At 59.5% G+C, this 14,597-nt stretch carries 10 protein-coding genes and 1 pseudogene; 5 read left to right on the top strand and 6 right to left on the bottom strand.

Features of this window, described 5'->3' with window-relative positions:
• Nucleotides 1-287: 287 nt before the first annotated feature.
• From HDG33_RS35785 to HDG33_RS38185, 3 genes and pseudogenes are all read right to left on the bottom strand, one after another.
• Entirely contained in the window at nucleotides 288-1,013 is a 726-nt protein-coding gene (locus tag HDG33_RS35785) for a hypothetical protein (RefSeq protein ID WP_184040844.1), read from the bottom strand.
• Nucleotides 1,010-2,053: a ParA family protein gene (locus HDG33_RS35790; protein WP_184040847.1), complete on the bottom strand. Its 1,044-nt coding sequence runs from the start codon at nucleotides 2,051-2,053 to the stop codon at nucleotides 1,010-1,012. Before HDG33_RS35790 ends, HDG33_RS35785 begins: the two co-directional genes overlap by 4 nt.
• A gap of 359 nt (nucleotides 2,054-2,412) precedes the next feature.
• Nucleotides 2,413-2,778: pseudogene (locus HDG33_RS38185) on the bottom strand (class I SAM-dependent methyltransferase); the annotation flags it as partial.
• Nucleotides 2,779-3,239: 461 nt separating this feature from the next.
• Between HDG33_RS38185 and HDG33_RS35800 the strand changes: the two are divergent.
• The 3 genes from HDG33_RS35800 (at nucleotide 3,240) to HDG33_RS35810 (ending at nucleotide 6,113) form a co-directional block, all read left to right on the top strand.
• Nucleotides 3,240-3,389 (top strand): DUF3563 family protein, encoded by a 150-nt coding sequence (locus HDG33_RS35800; protein ID WP_184040868.1) that lies wholly within the window; start codon nucleotides 3,240-3,242, stop codon nucleotides 3,387-3,389.
• A gap of 42 nt (nucleotides 3,390-3,431) precedes the next feature.
• Complete coding sequence (locus HDG33_RS35805) at nucleotides 3,432-4,253, top strand: alpha/beta fold hydrolase (RefSeq protein ID WP_184040850.1); 822 nt, start codon at nucleotides 3,432-3,434, stop codon at nucleotides 4,251-4,253.
• 489 nt (nucleotides 4,254-4,742) lie between these two features.
• Complete coding sequence (locus tag HDG33_RS35810; RefSeq protein ID WP_184040853.1) at nucleotides 4,743-6,113, top strand: FAD-binding oxidoreductase; 1,371 nt, start codon at nucleotides 4,743-4,745, stop codon at nucleotides 6,111-6,113.
• Between the two features lie 2 nt (nucleotides 6,114-6,115).
• Here HDG33_RS35810 and HDG33_RS35815 read toward each other — a convergent pair whose 3' ends face one another.
• From HDG33_RS35815 to HDG33_RS35825, 3 genes are all read right to left on the bottom strand, one after another.
• A complete protein-coding gene (locus HDG33_RS35815; protein WP_184040871.1) occupies nucleotides 6,116-6,295 on the bottom strand; it encodes a hypothetical protein in 180 nt (59 codons plus the stop codon).
• A 274-nt stretch (nucleotides 6,296-6,569) separates the two neighbouring features.
• Entirely contained in the window at nucleotides 6,570-6,866 is a 297-nt protein-coding gene (locus HDG33_RS35820; RefSeq protein WP_184040856.1) for a YdhR family protein, read from the bottom strand.
• A gap of 532 nt (nucleotides 6,867-7,398) precedes the next feature.
• On the bottom strand, nucleotides 7,399-11,358 hold the full coding sequence (locus HDG33_RS35825; protein ID WP_184040859.1) for an AAA family ATPase: 3,960 nt from the start codon (nucleotides 11,356-11,358) through the stop codon (nucleotides 7,399-7,401).
• Between the two features lie 531 nt (nucleotides 11,359-11,889).
• Here HDG33_RS35825 and HDG33_RS35830 point away from each other — a divergent pair.
• Both HDG33_RS35830 and HDG33_RS35835 read left to right on the top strand, forming a co-directional pair.
• Nucleotides 11,890-12,831, top strand: coding sequence for a hypothetical protein (locus HDG33_RS35830; protein WP_184040862.1), 942 nt, complete (start codon nucleotides 11,890-11,892; stop codon nucleotides 12,829-12,831).
• 1,003 nt (nucleotides 12,832-13,834) lie between these two features.
• Nucleotides 13,835-14,284, top strand: coding sequence for a hypothetical protein (locus HDG33_RS35835; protein ID WP_184040865.1), 450 nt, complete (start codon nucleotides 13,835-13,837; stop codon nucleotides 14,282-14,284).
• Nucleotides 14,285-14,597: the final 313 nt, after the last annotated feature.

A 14,597-nucleotide genomic window follows, 5' to 3' on the forward strand; every position in this document is an offset into this window, starting at 1 on the left:
GGCTCGCACGCTGCCATCGCAACTTCACGCCTGAATTCAGGCGCGTAATTCGGCCGCCCCTTGCGACTCCCGGCACAGTCGATCTCTGTCATCAAAGTGGTCCCCACTACTCGAAGTGATGGGCATCACTTTGGACACTCTCAACGTCGATGTCGATACGGCCTTCAAATGACGCTTACCCCTGATCTGCCGTTCGTTCCAGCGGAGTGACCGTCTCGTGCTGAATGGCTAACGGACGTTGCCCTTGCACTACAGGTGCCCGTAAGAATGAACATATAACAACTGGATCAGGGAATCGTTTCGATTTTTGAAAATCCGTTCACAAGGTTCTGAACGTCCAGCGGCTGCAACGTATAGGAGTTTGCACAATGGTTGTGATAATCAAACAGCCAACGCATTTTTTCCAAAATCGTCTCGTGGGGAGACGTATTGCCTTCAATGCAAGCTTGAACATGTGACGTCAGTTCGCCCAAGGTTGCCTCAGTCAAATAATCAACGAACATCGCACCATCGCGATCCTTGACAACGTTATCTCTGATTTCTTGCTTGAGGACATCATCCGTGCTGTTGTGATGCCACGCGAAATTCAGAACGCTTTCATCAATTACAACTCTCGGAAATCGAGCGATTTTACTTTCGATCAGGTAGGCATTCACGAGCGCCTGTGAAAACATAATATTGGCATTTGAAAAATGCTTTCCAAATGCGACTCCGCCTCGAAGAAGAATACGTCGCTTTAAAAAAAGACGCTGCAAGGCCGATGCAACTTTTATCACCCCTATTACATTTCTTGGTTCAAGAGCGGCTGCGATGACGATTGAATCTGAAAACATTTTTACGTCGAGCCCATCCTTGTCCACGCTCGCGGCCAGTTCCTCAAAAACACCGAGAAAGACTGGAAGATATTTCGGTTCGTCGCTACACGAATCCTTTTCAACCATCGCCGAAAAGCCCAGAATGTCGAGAAAGCCTACAACGCTATATTCGAGAGTTGGATCATTCATGGTTGTCATTGGACGACTTCAGCAAGCTCATAAAAGAGGTCTCTGAACGAATTCATAGCCGCACTGCGTTGCTCCCAGACGCTTCCGCCCCAGCCCGTCTCCTCTTGAGTGAGCTTCCACACGGCCTTGCCCCAAGTAAGCATCATGGGCGCTAAGCTTGCGAATTCTGGAATCTCCGCTACAGTGGGATTGGCCCAGCAATGGTCCGCAACAATGGATTTATCCTTGGCGGCTTCAATAAGCGAAGGCATTAGTTGACTGCCGGCTCGCTGAGGAATTCGTTTCATCCAATGATCAAACGCTGGCTTAGGCGATCCGCCATATTTCTGAAATCTTTGGACTATGAGCCCTCGAAACTCGGGCTTACCCGGCGCTACGTTCAATCCGAGCTTTTTGAAGTCGTCGACAACGGCCGCGTGCTCGACGATCCATTTGCTAATGATCTGCGAAAGCGAGCCGATCGCCTGAAAATTGAAGCGATCAGGAAAAACAGGCACCATGAAGATGTCCGATGCCAGAAAGCACGCTCTCGTGAGCGCACCGGCACTAGGGCCGACATCGACAAGGATGTGACTAAATTTCTGCTTTTCGCCGAGCCTCCGCAGCATGTCATTAAGCGCGACGTAGTTGCGTTTTTGGTGCAAATCATTCGTAGTGCGCATGCTATGCGCTTGCGAAAGTGTGTCTTCGGACTCACTCAGTGCGATGTCGCCCCGGAACAAAAAGACCCGCTCATCACCGCCGACGACGGGAAGCAATTCGATCGAATCAATATCCACGGTTGAACGATCACCGACGAACCTTGGCTTCAAGGCGTCCAAAATCGTCGTACCTGGAAGCTGATTGTCCGCATCCTGATCGGCCGCCTGTTTGTCAAGTGACTCGATCAGTTGTGACAACGCCAGTTCTGTCAGATTGCATTGAGGATCCGCATCCACCATTAGAATCCTGGTCTGATATTTGTCCGCGAGTGCATGGGCAAGGTTGAAGGTCGTAGTGGTTTTCGAAACTCCACCTTTATGATTGTAAAGGGTCAGAATTTTCGTCATGTTGGTCTCAAATTTTGCGCGAAACGCCTAGATTACACTGGTTCGCGCCTCAAAACTGACTGATTCTGTCGAACAGCACTCGAACGTCTTCCATCCAATCGACATGGGCCAATCAGACGCGATCTGGACCGTCCCTTCATGGCCGGCAGTACGCATTCGCGCAAGTCGCCGGAAAGCTGCCTTTGAGGATTCCGACGTCGGCTCTGTAAAACGTTCATCGAACAGGTCCTATCGGCCACAAAGAGCCGTTCGAAGCTTATAGGCAAAAGCCCGCTCTCAATCGTTCAACGGACGTTCCATCACGGATGGCAAAAGTCCTCGCGGATCGAGCATCACCTATAAGCCGCTCCGTCGACAAGTTCACGTGCTCTCTGCACGGACGGTTCGTGAGAATCGAAGCCGACGAAAGCCGCGCTGGGGTATGCCTGAGCCATCAGTATCGTGGATGCGCCGTGGCCACAGCCGACATCCGCGACTTTCGCGCCACGCCCCTTGAGAATCTCTTGTACTCCGTAGAGCGCGGGGATCCATTCATCCACCAGATGCGCTGCATAGCCCGGACGAAAGAATCGTTCCGTACCCCGAAACAGCGATGGATGATGCCGATGCCAACCGATGCCGAAACCCCTGCGAAACGCGGCTTCGAGTTTCGGCAGGCTGCTGAACATCGCTTCAGCGCAGTCGCAGAAGCCGGGGATAAAAGTCGGGCTCGTTTCTTCGGCAAAGCCGTAACTATTCAGCGGCTGTTGTAAACATTGGCTGAACCTGGCATAGTCTCGGGATGCGCCGTGTCGTTGCCGCCGATAAATTCGGACGCCTGGTCAGATTCGATGGCGTCTTGGGCATTTCTTAGCCTAGGCGGATGACTGAAACTGGTTACCATCGCGCAGCGCGCCGCGGCCGATTCAGAAAAGTCCCTCCCACCATCAAAGGAGTCTCCAGATGCCACTCACCAATGCAGAGTGTTTGGCCATGGATGTCTTTCAGAATAAAAACGTTGGCGCGTACCCGACACTTCGTATGGGCCGATTGCGGGTAATTTCGACGAGAGCCGCACGGCGCAAGGCATCCGCAAAATTGGCGCGGAAGATGCAAAGGTAGTCGACACGCGCGGATCCACCCGGCGCTCTGGAGTCCGCAGCATCACACGCCAGTGGAGGACAGGATGTTGATTTATCTAATTTCGATGGGCCATGTTTTATTCGCATACCTAAATGAGTGCGTCGGGATAGTCCTGAATCGTGCGGAGCACGGCCGGCGCGATGCATATCTCGCGTCTTGCGCCGATATCGGCGAGCTCGAGCGGCGCATGCGCGCGATCGAAGGTGACGCCTGATGCACATCTATCGAACACTGACAAACGATATGGAATTCCGACATGCCGAGCTTGACTTCGAACAATGAGCGCACAGCCGTCATCGCCTTGCATTGCTCGGGCGCCGGCGCAAATCAATGGCGTGCGCTCGATGAACTGCTCGATGGGCGCTATTCGCTGATTGCGCCTGAGCATTACGGCTGCGACAGCGTCGGACCGTGGAGCGGTGAGCGCGCGTTCACGCTCGCGGACGAAGCAGCGCGCACGGTCGAAATAATCGATCGGCAGCGCAGCAAGATACATCTCGTCGGTCATTCGTATGGCGGCGGCGTCGCGTTGCGCGCGGCGCTCGAACGACCGCACGGTGTGGCGAGCATCACGTTGTACGAGCCTTCGGCATTCCATCTGCTTAAAGGGATGGGAACACGCGGCGCGCGCGAATTTGCGGAGATTCTGGGCATCGCGGCGCGTACGGCGGAAGGCGTCGTCGCGGGAGACTGGCGCGGTGCGGCGCGCTCGTTCGTCGATTACTGGGGCGGGCCGGGCACATGGTCATCGCTGCGCCCCTCGGTGCAGGCGATGCTCACCCGCTGGGTGCCCAAGGCGCCGCTCGATTTCCGAGCACTGATTCACGAGCCGACGCCCCCGAGCGCCTACGCGAAACTTCGCATCCCGACGCTCGTGATGCGCGGCGAGCACGCGCCGGCGCCGACGCGTCTAATCGCGGAGACCTTGCCCTCGCTGATGCCGGCCGCGAAGCTGCTCGTTGTGCCCGAAGCAGGGCACATGGGACCGCTCACGCATGCGCAGACCGTCAATGCGGCGATCGCGCGGCATATCGGCGAGTGGGACGAGACCGCGGTCCGACGCGCTGCGGGTTTATAGCATGTGTTACGTGTTCACCCGAGCAATCCGTCACTCGACGGATCGCTCACGGTCTAGTCCGCGCGATCTGCGATCGGCTCAAACTGCCCCGAAGGAGACTTTCGGAATTCCCGTTGCGGCCATTCATATCGACCACTTGAGGCTGCATCGGACGCTTCAAAGCCGTCTGGCCGGTCAAGTCCGCGATTGGATGCCCCCTTTTTTCTCCTGGGCTAAAGAGCGGCCGACGATTGGTCGGGTTTCATTCGACTGGTTGCTCGCTCGTCTTCCTCCCAGTTGTCGATCGGAAGTTCCATCGAAGCACTATGCTTTTGATCAAGTGAGGGGCGAGGCTAAGGCACGCGTACGGCTACCAGATACGTGCGTAAATGCTTATTGATCCCACGCGTCGATTTCGTTCTTGTGGACTGTTCGGTGCGAAGCTTCCCGGTACGGCAGCCCCGCGGCGGGCGTACGCAAAATGGATTTACTCTTCAAGGAGACAGCGTCATGGGCGAATTTGCGATTCGCGAATTTCACGGAAGGCTGATTGGTCCGTCCGACAAGGACTACGACGAGGCGCGAGCGCTTTACAACGGTATGATCGATAAGCGGCCCAAGGTGATCGCTCGCTGCACCGACGCCGCCGATGTCATGGCGGCGGTCAACTACGCGCGCGATAACAACCTGCTTCTCGCAATCCGCGGAGGCGGACACAACGGCCCCGGGTTGGGCAGTTGCGACGGTGGGCTGGTCATCGACCTGTCGCAGATGCGCAGCGTACGCGTCGACCCAGCGAGCCGCGACGTGCGTGTCGATCCTGGCTGCACTGCAGCGGATCTCGATCATGCGACCCACGCCTTTGGCCTCGCCGTACCGCTCGGCATCGTGGGCAGCACGGGCGTCTCAGGTCTGACCTTGGGCGGAGGAACTGGCTATCTCACACGCAAGCACGGCCTCACCGTCGACAATTTGCTCGAAGTGGATGTTGTGCTGGCAGACGGCTCTTTCGTCACCGCTAGCAAGGACAAACACGCTGATCTCTTCTGGGCGGTGCGCGGGGGCGGCGGTAACTTCGGCGTGGTGACGAGCTTTCTATTTCAGGCCCACCAAGCCAAAATGGTGTTCGCCGGTCCGATCTTCTGGGACGCCAAGGACGCCAAACAGGTTATGGCGATGTACCGCGACTTCATCCCAAACGCCCCCGAAGACCTTGGCCTGTTTGTCGGCCTCAAAAGCGTGCCTCCCACCGATCCGTTCCCGAAGGAGCACTGGAACAAACGCGCCTGCGCCCTGATCGGTGCGTTCAACGGACCAACCATAGAAGGTCAGAAGCTCATGGCCTCGCTGCTTGAGACGCTGCCTGCGCCGCTGTTCAACTGGATGGGCGAGATGCCGTGGACTGCCATCAACAGCCTGTTCGACCCGTTCTTCCCGAAAGGCTTGCAGTGGTACTGGAAGGGCGACTTTGTCAAGGCGTTGCCTGACGAGGCGATCGACGTGCACATCGCCAACGCACTCAAGGCACCCACCCCCTTCTGCCTGATGCACCTTTACCCCATAGACGGTGCCGTTCAGCGGGTCGCCAGGGACGCCACGCCGTGGAGCGCGCGGGACGCGTCTTTTTCGATGGTCATTGCGGCGGTCAGCCCCGATCCCAGGGACGCCGAGGCGCTTAAGACGTGGGGGCGTAACTATTGGGAGGCCATCCACCCGTTCAATCTGGAAGGTGCCTACGTCAACTTCATGGACGCCGACGAGGCCGGGAACCGCGTCGAACTGAGCTACGGCGAAAACTACAAGCGCCTCGCCTTGATCAAGGCGAAGTACGATCCCAACAACCTGTTTCGAGTCAACCAGAACATTAAACCGAAAGCGTGAATCTACGCGCGCGGCCTCGCGCGACCGTGCCGCGTGGCGGTGTTCAGCGCGAATGCGCCGCCGACATTGCCGTCGTCGTTGCCGGCTAACTTGCTTGTGTCGCGCGCAGCTTGAAGAGCGTCGAACCAGTACATCTGGAAGATCTGCTTTGCGACGTCAAGTCCGTATGTCGTAGCATTCATTTAGGCCCTCCGTTCCTCAGTGGACGTGTCAAAACTCCACTCCGGCACATTGATGCCGATCGGTTCTGGAGGGCCCCTCAGTTCCTGCAGAACGTCGCGTCCCCGAAGGGAGGGCGGTGTCCATTCCATCTCGACCCAAAGCCGCCGGTCGACTTTTCGGATAGCGGACGCTTGACGTTTGACACGAGGGGCGGTCGACGCTCGCAGCGAGGAAGCCATCCGCCCGAACGCGGGGTTGGACGTCATGCTTTTCTGCCCACGACCCTCGACGACGTCATGCTCGAAAGTTTTCCACTAGTGTGGCAATCTGCACGAACTCGACGTTAGGGCGTACACCGTAGAGACTAGTTACTCGATCGAGCAGTTCATCGGTGAAGAACGCTTTGGCTGCGTCCTCTGACTCCCAAACGTAGAAGTTCGTGGCCTCACGTTTTCCGGGATTGAGCGTGAAAGCCTTTGAGCGTAGGCCTGGCATTCCATCAAACTTTGCACGTGCGGTCTCAGCGATCTTCCCGACGGCTTGCTCATCAAAATTGTCTCCGTAGCAAAACGTAACGAATACACCGATCATGTCACACTCCTTTCGAGGCAGTTATCGAAAGCATGGACGAAAGAGCCCGTCTCGACAAGAACAGCACCCGCTCGGGGCAGCGAATGCAGCTTGGGCCCTGAGCGACAGTATCGCGTCGTCGCGTGTGACGGCCAGAAGCAGTCTCCCGCTTCAGACCTTGTACAGACATTCGAAAGTCGCATCCGCCGGAGGGGGCGGACATTCGGCGCGGGGACGGCAATGGACGACTCATCGGCCTTTGTAAGCGTCGAGCTATGTCGCCGTGAACATTGCTCGATATCCGATTTAGCCGCAATCCCCGGGGCAACAGCGCGGTTTTGGAAGCGCCAGTATGAGTCGCTCGTCGGTCCGTCGGTCGTTGCGGGAAGCGGTAGATTGCTTCCCGACGTAGATGGGTCGAATATCAAGCGGACAGCGGGAGGCTCGGTAACAATCTCGCCCGCTAACGAGGCTTGAGTCAGCGAATTCATAAGGGCTCGCAGTGCATCGGACTGCAACAAGGCTGAACGTAGGGCTGCAACCGATCCCCCGGCTACTGATTCTGCAAATTTGCCAGCAGCGCTCTTGCCGCCTTGAGATCGGCCAAATCGCGGCCTTGCGTGATCACCTCGCAGGCGGGTTGCAGCACGCAGCACGCCTTTCCTGGTTCGCCGCTGTCGGCGAGCAGCCGCGCGAGGCTTATCGCCGATCGGAGCTTCGGCAGCTTCGCGCCTTGCTTGTCGGCAACCGCGATCGCCTCGCGAAAGCACGTTTCCGCTTCAGGGAGCATGGAGCGCGCAAGCATCGCCAGAAGCTCGCCTTTCAGGCGCAGCATCTCGGGGAGCTGGAAGCGTCCGCCGCGCTGGTTTGCGGTGACCAGTGCCCGGTCAATCTCCCTGAGTCCGGCGTCGGGTTTGCCTGCCTTGCCAAGTGCTTCGCCGAGCAGCGCGACGAAGTACGGTAGTCCCATCTCCGCGCCGGTCGCGGTGATCGCCGCGATTCCTTCGCGCATCCGCTCAATTCCTTCGTCGAGATCGCCGAGTTCCGCGAGAGCCCAACCGAGCTGGAATGTCCCCTGGGAAAGCAGCAGTGGCAACATATACTCCTCGCAGACCGCGATCTCGCGCTGTGCCCAATGCTTCGCGGGCTCCGGTTCACGGCGCAGGATGTGCGCAAAACTGTACGCCCAGTGTGCCAGTGCGGTCGTGAGCGGGTGCTCGAGTTGCTGCGCGAGCGTCAGAGCGTCTTCGCAAATCAGGAGCGACTGGTCGGGATATCCGCAGAGGCACTGGGTCAGGGCCGAGAAGCACCGGCAGCACACGCCCGGATCGTGTCCGGAATAGGTGTAAGTCAGTGCGTGATCCCGGTCGCGTTCGTAAAGCGATATCCCCTTTGCAGAGTGGAAATGGGCACTGGCGTATTCGCCCATGAAGAAGCTGTTCGTCCAGAAGAGGTGATGCGTCTCGATGCGAACGCCCAGATCCTTCGAGCCTGCGGTCAACTCGACACACCGATCGCCGAGCTCGCGCGCGATCTTCGACTCGCCCCGGATCATCCGATATTGACCCTCACCGCGTAAGACAACGAACAGCTCGCGCTGGTCGTTCAGCTCTTCGCACAGCACTCGGGCTCGCGTGTATGCGTTCAGAACCTCGCTGGCTGCCCAACCCTTCGCCGCCATCATCGTCACGCCCATTGCCTTCTGATAGTCGAGCTCCTGCCTGAGCCGCGCGTGCGATTTCGGCAAGTTTCCGATGATCTCGAGCCCCTTGTTCAAATACTGGATCGCCTGCTGATACGCAAACCGCTGAATCGCCTTGCCGGCTGACCGATAGAGATAGAGAACGGCCTTGTCCCATTGCTCACCACCGAGCGCGTGATGCGCGAGGCGCTCCACATGCTCGTCCAGGCGGTCCCCATAGAGTTTCTCGATGGTCTCGACGAGCTGCACATGTATCGTGCGACGCCGCTCCTTGAGCACGCTCGCGTACGCGACCCGATGCGTGAGCGCATGCTTGAACGTGTATTGAGGCTCCGGCAGCAAACGTGTCTGATAGAGGAACTCCGCTGCCTGAAGTTCGCCGACGAGCTCGAGCAGCCGATCCCGACCAAGATTGGAGATCGGCTCCAAAAGCTCTACAGGAACGTCCTGGCCAATCACGGCCGCCATCTGCAGCAGGGCCTTCTGCTCGGCCGGCAGGCGATCGATCCGCGAAGCGAGAACCGCATGGACCGTGGATGGAATCTCGAATGTCTCGATCGATCGGACGGCCCAGTATGCGCCGGGACTGCCCGCAAGCGCACCGGTGTCCGCGAGCGCGCGGACCGACTCTTCCAGGAAAAGCGGTGTCCGTCCCGTGCGTTCGATCAGTTGTCTGCGAAGCTCGACCAACTGGCGATCGTCACCCAGCAGGGTGCGCAGGAGGAGGTCGGCATTTTCCGCGCTGAGAGCGCTCGCGCGCAACTGGGAGAAGTAGCTCTTCGCGAACCACTCGTGCCGGTACTCCGGTCGATGGGTAACGAGGAGCAGCACGCGAGAGGCGGCGAGCGTGTCGACCAGGTGATCGAGCACGGCCTGCGTGCCGGCATCGCTCCAGTGCAGGTCTTCCACGACCAGGATCAAGGGCCGCGCCTCGCTCTCGCGCATCATCAGCGCTGTCACCGCCTCCAAAGTGCGCTTGCGCTTTTGCGGCGGGCTCAACATCGACCACTGGGGGTCGTCCGGCGGGAGGTCCAGCAGCGCAGCCAGCGGAGGAAGCGCTGGCGCGAGTGCGGGGTCGAGGGCTTTGACGCCGCGACGAAGCTTTTCGTCCGCTTCCGTCTGCGTGTCGCGCTCCCCGATCTTGAACCACCTGCGCAGCAGAGTCGCAATCGGAACATAAGTCGCCATCGAATCGTATGACGTCGCGCCCGTCTCGAGTATCGTCCACCCGGCCACGCAGCGGGAGTGGACAAACTCGTGCACAAGGCGCGACTTTCCGATCCCCGCTTCACCGACGATCGCGCCCACCTGCCCGGAACCGCGCGCGGCGGACTCGAGCAGCTCTCCCAGCCGGGCCATTTCGGCGGCGCGGCCGACGAACCGCGTGAGGCCCCGTGCAATGCGCGCGTCCCAGCGCAGACGCAGAGCGGACTTCGTGTGAAGCGTGAAGAGCTTCACCGGAGCCGGCACGCCCTCGAGCAGCTTCGCCGCGTGCCCAGAGAGCTCGACGAATCCTTCCGCGCATCGAGCGGTATCTGCTGTAAGGCCGATCTCGCCGGCGGCGATGACAGCGTCGATCTGGCTCGCGACCTGCGGCACGGGACCAACGGCGTCGTAATGGCGCGAGCGCGCGTCGCCGATCGTCCGGACGACCGCCTCACCGGAATGGATGCCGATCCGTACATCCAGAGCCCGATGAGCGCGCGCCGGAATCATCTCCCGCATCGCGAGCGCCGCGTAGCAGGCCCGAACCGCATGGTCCTCCTGCGCCAGAGGCGCGCCGAACAACGCCGTCACGCCATCGGCCCGAACATGGGTGATCGTGCCGTCGAAACGCTGGACCGCGTCGACCATGGCCTCGAGAACAGGGTCGATGCGTTCGAGCGCCGCCTCGGGATCCCGGTCGTCGATGGCTTCACGGATGCGTGCGCAGAGCACAGTGAGCTGCTTGCGCTCGGCGGGAAGCACCGGGGCGGGCTCGTCTGGTCCCTCTCCCGGGGCCAGGGCGGTCCCCGACGGTCCGGCGAACCGCTGGTGGGCGACCGGGGGCGCGATTGTCGCGCGGGGCACGCCCCGAGGGGTAAATTCGCGGTGAATTTCCGCCGCCAGTCGTTGTGTTTCCTCGGCTGGGGCAATCCCGAGTTCGACGCTCAGAATGCGAGCGCACTCCTGAAATTGACGAAGGGCGGCATCTCGGCGGCCGGTCCGCGAATACAGCCTGATGAGCGCAGCATGAGCCCATTCGAGCAAGGGATCGAGCGCCAGCAATCTCCCGGCAATCGCGATCGCGCCATCGAAATGGTCAACTCGCTCGTAGTGGCTGGCGAGTTCAGAGAAGGCTTGCACCGCACACTCGTGATAACGCCGTCGCTCAGCCGTCATCCACTGCTCGAAGTGTTCTTCACGCAGGCTGAACCCGTCGAGCAGTTCACCCCGGTAGAGTGCAACCGCCTGCTCAAGGGAGTCGCTGGAGCGCTCAACCGAGAGTTGCGCGAATCGCAACGCGTCGACTTCCACGGCGCGCGCGTCGAGCCAGATGGCATCTGAGTCTGCATTGAACAGCGGGAGCACGCTCGGCAGTGTCCTGCGCAAGCTCGAAAGGGTCTGCCGCAGACTCGCACGCGCCTGCTCCTCTGCGCTGCGGTCCCAGAACGTTGCAGCCAGTTGCTCACGTGAGCGCAACATGCCGGGAGACAGGGCAAGGTAAGCCAGGAAGGCCTTGCTCTTCCGTGTCGGAAAATCCAGCGGCATATCAGCCCCGGCGAGCTGGATGTTCAGACCTCCGAGGACTGCGATCGTGAGCCGGTTCATGTCAGGGGTGAGGTGAAGTGTCCCTTGAAGAGTTTACTCCTGGCGGGCGCACCGCATTCGATCCCCGCGCCGGTTCTCCCCACACCGGCGTCGCATGCGTTTGACTTCTTTTGACGGCTTTTTTACGCGGCTCAGCACGCAATTCACGGATCAATGACGTCTCCCACGGACACTTCACATCAAATCGATGTTCCGCCGCCCGAAAGGAGGAAGCACGGCGTCTGCCGACAAGGGTCAACGCGATGCTCTGCCGCCGCATTTGGCAGCGCCGAACGGTTTCGGCGCTGCCAGGGTGGCCATGCATGACGTGGCTGAACGGGCGACGCCCGCGGAGCCCCGAATCCAGGACGGAAATCGTTTTTGCAGCGCTGCGACGCAGCTAGCCAGGCACCGCGTCGCGTGCACCCTACGGGCCGAAGGCTCGTTGCCTGGCGGCCCCACATGGTTTCGATCGGACGGCGGGCCTTTCCTGTCCGGGCCGCGTCGAACGTGCAAGGCGTAGTTCAATCTCAAATGACTGGAGAAATTTCAATGGAAATGCTGAATAACGGGCGTCAAATCGACACCGACCGCTACGCCCAGTGCATCGCAGCCTCCAAGCGCGTTCGCTGGGACATCGACCGCGATGTGATTCGCGGTCGATCCTTTGACTTTACCGAGAGGTTCCTGCCAGACGCTCTTTCGAAGGTCGATCGTCTCCTCGTCCTTACCGCTGAGGAACAACGCCTGCTCAGTCAGATTCAGGGCCGGACCTACGCTAACATGTTCGGCTTGGTGGAACGCTTCATCGCGGCCAAGGTGCTGGAGGTGAGCGGCAATTACCGGCTGGGCGACCAGAACGCGCTGGAAGCACTCGTACGGTTCGGTGATGAAGAGCTCAAGCACCAGGAGCTGTTTCGCCGCATCGAGCGCATGTGTGCAGAGGGCATGCCGGACGGCTACGCCTTTTTACCGGAGCCGAATAGCGTCGCATCGCTTGTCCTCGCCAAGTCCACGTGGGCCGTGCTCGCCCTGACCTGTCATATCGAGCTCTTCGTGCTGGCGCACTATCGCGGGAGCATCGGCGACGACGCAAATTCGTCCGAGTTGTGGAAGGACGTCTTTCTTTACCACTGGCGAGAGGAGTCGCAGCACGCGATTCTCGATGAAATGGAGTGGCGACGCGAACACGCCCAAATCTCGTTTGAGGAACGCGACAGTGCGGTGACTGATCTGATCGAACTGGTCGGTGCCGTCGACGGTCTGCTCCAGATGCAGGCTCGGGCCGACGCGGACTACTTCCTCAAAGTTTGCGGAAGATCGTTCTTGCAGTGCGACGAGGAATCCGTGCGCACCGGTCTGCTTGCGGCCTATAGGTGGCAATACATCATTTCTGGCGTGCAGGAGCCCCGCTTCAGACAGATCCTCGGCAGCATGATCACCGAGAACCAGGCGGCTCGCATCGAAACCGCGATGGCGCCAATCATGAGTTGACCAGACACGCGAGTGACCGCGACCTACATTTGTCGCGGTCGCTCGCCGGCGCAGAGACGATGTACCGCTTTCGACGAATCGGCACCAAGCCTTGTCAACCTGACTGCAATGGACGCAAGTCGGCGCGAGGCGCTCAGAATGGAGTTTAATCATGTTGCCATTTCTTTCCCTTCACGCTCTCGCAGCCCAACGCGGCGATGGGCTGCGCCCCGAACTTCTCGCCTTGTTCGAACGCCATGCCAGAGCAGAAGCGGGACTCTCTGCCATCATCGAACCTGTCGAAACTGGGTCCCCTTATCAGGTTGTCGACGTCGTCCCCCAAGACCCTGTGACGAAGCCCGAGGCCGATGAGGCAACGGCGAGCGTCTCGTGCTGCGCCGATTGCGGACGGTAGGAAGGAAGTTCTGAGTGACTCTAACGGGTCGAGAGTGTGAGTTCGCTGATGCGGAAAGCTGCCGTAGGGTTGCTCGATGCTGCCACCGTCAGGAGTCCGCCATATTGCCGACGTAGAAACCAGAGCGCGCCAATGTCGGCATTGGCCGAATTTTTGTCATTAAAGTGGCGGTACCTGGCGACTGCCGGACTCTGATACCCGGTGCCTGATCTCCGGCGTCCCGAGCGGCCGCAGTGGGGCCGGCATCTGCCTAATCAGTCCGGAGAAGAGGGGGATGCCCCCGTCGCCCCGCGCCGACGCCCGGCCAACAAAAAAAGGCCCGGGCGCGGCGGGCCGGAATCCATGTGGAGACATGGAGGAGACGGATTCAGTATAAACCCTGGTGCGATCCTGTGCACGGCCGACGCGGGAAGCCGCACACCGGACCCGGCCGGCGGCGTCACGGCCGGGCAGAGCGGCGCAACGAAGGGAGAACGGGGGAGAGTCCCTGCTGCCAGCGCGGCCTGGCCGTGATAAGCGGCGTTATCGCCGCAAGGCGCTGAATACGCGGCGCGCCGTCACGAAACATTTGACCTAACATGCTCACTAGCCTGCATTCGCGAGATCATTATGAACTCGATACCGGAAGATGAGTATGAATGTTTTACGTGCAACATTCGATTCAAGGGGAGAGTATTCAGTATTACGCGAGAATGGGAGCGGGTGGACTTCACTAAATCACTGCCTGTGATCGAGATTGCTGATGCAGAAGGTCTGGAGTGTTACTGTTCCAGGGCCTGTCTGGAAAAGCGTCGCGATGAAGTGATGGCTAAAGAGGGGGTGCCGATCCGGTACCCGGACATAGGGCCTGTCGAAAGCTGTGCCAAGTGCGCTGAACCCGTCGATATGACCGAGTTTCATCTTACGTACCTCCAGGACGAGTCAGTCGACGAAGGAACCTTCGTTTCACGGACGATCGACGTTGATTATCTGGCCGTTGTCTGCAAGCAATGCCACCCGCGTGGCATTTCCCAATCAGCATATGAAGATGAGGCAGCTTTCAACGTTGAGCGGGCGTAGTAGAAGGCTGCCCCCTGCGCTCATCTGAGCGAGGCGCGAGGTGTCGTGAGCCTCGAGTACCTCCGCCGGATTCGATGAGCAGAAGTTTTCCGCTCGCATTGAAGAACTCCAGGCCACGGTCGAACGGGTAGAGGTATTGTCCTTCTTGCTCGGCTACGCCAGTTGGAGTCAGGCGAGGAGTCTGATGACGCAGGATAGCGGGCGAACCGAGAATAGGCCTAGGGAAACGCTGATTTATTCAGCTCGGTGGTCATCGCTGGCGTAGCCGAGGACGTTATAGAAGAAGGCAGTTTACGGAACAGACTCACGATGA

Source organism: Paraburkholderia sp. Cpub6 (genome assembly GCF_014201065.1).
GTDB classification, from domain to species: domain Bacteria; phylum Pseudomonadota; class Gammaproteobacteria; order Burkholderiales; family Burkholderiaceae; genus Paraburkholderia; species Paraburkholderia tuberum.

What these genes read in the sequence shown, in the direction of transcription:
- HDG33_RS35785 (WP_184040844.1), bottom strand. Translation starts at nt 1,013, where the DNA reads ATGACAACCATGAATGATCCAACTCTCGAATATAGCGTTGTAGGCTTT.
- HDG33_RS35790 (WP_184040847.1), bottom strand. Translation starts at nt 2,053, where the DNA reads ATGACGAAAATTCTGACCCTTTACAATCATAAAGGTGGAGTTTCGAAA.
- HDG33_RS35800 (WP_184040868.1), top strand. Translation starts at nt 3,240, where the DNA reads ATGGGCCATGTTTTATTCGCATACCTAAATGAGTGCGTCGGGATAGTC.
- HDG33_RS35805 (WP_184040850.1), top strand. Translation starts at nt 3,432, where the DNA reads ATGCCGAGCTTGACTTCGAACAATGAGCGCACAGCCGTCATCGCCTTG.
- HDG33_RS35810 (WP_184040853.1), top strand. Translation starts at nt 4,743, where the DNA reads ATGGGCGAATTTGCGATTCGCGAATTTCACGGAAGGCTGATTGGTCCG.
- HDG33_RS35815 (WP_184040871.1), bottom strand. Translation starts at nt 6,295, where the DNA reads ATGAATGCTACGACATACGGACTTGACGTCGCAAAGCAGATCTTCCAG.
- HDG33_RS35820 (WP_184040856.1), bottom strand. Translation starts at nt 6,866, where the DNA reads ATGATCGGTGTATTCGTTACGTTTTGCTACGGAGACAATTTTGATGAG.
- HDG33_RS35825 (WP_184040859.1), bottom strand. Translation starts at nt 11,358, where the DNA reads ATGAACCGGCTCACGATCGCAGTCCTCGGAGGTCTGAACATCCAGCTC.
- HDG33_RS35830 (WP_184040862.1), top strand. Translation starts at nt 11,890, where the DNA reads ATGGAAATGCTGAATAACGGGCGTCAAATCGACACCGACCGCTACGCC.
- HDG33_RS35835 (WP_184040865.1), top strand. Translation starts at nt 13,835, where the DNA reads ATGAACTCGATACCGGAAGATGAGTATGAATGTTTTACGTGCAACATT.